This window comes from Paenibacillus sp. 3LSP (assembly GCF_032465655.1).
Taxonomy (GTDB): Bacteria; Bacillota; Bacilli; order Paenibacillales; family Paenibacillaceae; genus Fontibacillus; species Fontibacillus barengoltzii.
In genome coordinates this window covers 1-660 of the sequence record NZ_JAWDJI010000069.1, presented here as the reverse complement: position 1 = coordinate 660, position 660 = coordinate 1, and the positions used below count along the sequence as shown (strand labels likewise).

Genomic DNA, 660 nt, shown 5'->3' with positions numbered 1-660 from the left:
AATGGCAAGAGGATAAGACGTTTAATGGCGTTACAAAGCCATGGATCGAGCATATAAAGGACACCAATCCTGACATCTTGATCATTGCCTTTGGCGAAAACAATGCAAGTATTGCAAGTGCCAAGCAGGTAATGTACTATATCGATCAAGTCACATCTTATATAAACACAAACTTTACCAAAAAACCAACGATCAGTTGGATTACGGCACCGCGTCCAACCCTAGCGCTCGATAGTAACTGGGGTAGCGTCGGGTATCAATGTGGTATTGATCTAGCTGCATACACCACGCGCAAACGAGGATATTCCAAGGGGCATTATATAATCGATGCAAACCGTGTATCAAATCTAAAACGGGTCGGAGTTGATTATACAAGCCCATACTTAGAGACTTTGGCAGTTACCGATTCTGATATCCAGGAATATTTGTCCGGTGTCTACCAAAAATCGGGATCAGAGTATACGATGCAAAACGCTGGCGATTTTATGTACTTCGACGTAGCCCTGCGAGATTTTTCCTTTGACTTTAATGTAAAATTTGCACCATCCTCTGCGGGGAATGAGAATATCTGGATTGCATTCAACCAGCTAGTCAGAGGAAGCGAACAGGAAACTGTTGTTTTAGTTATGCCAAAGGCTACAAGCGGCGTTGCAAGAATTG

General features: G+C 43.0%; 1 protein-coding gene. It reads left to right on the top strand.

Annotated features, from left to right (window positions below; genetic code table 11):
* Nucleotides 1-660, top strand: a 660-nt coding sequence (locus tag RW092_RS05230; protein WP_316009702.1) for a hypothetical protein, incomplete at both ends; no start/stop codon positions are given.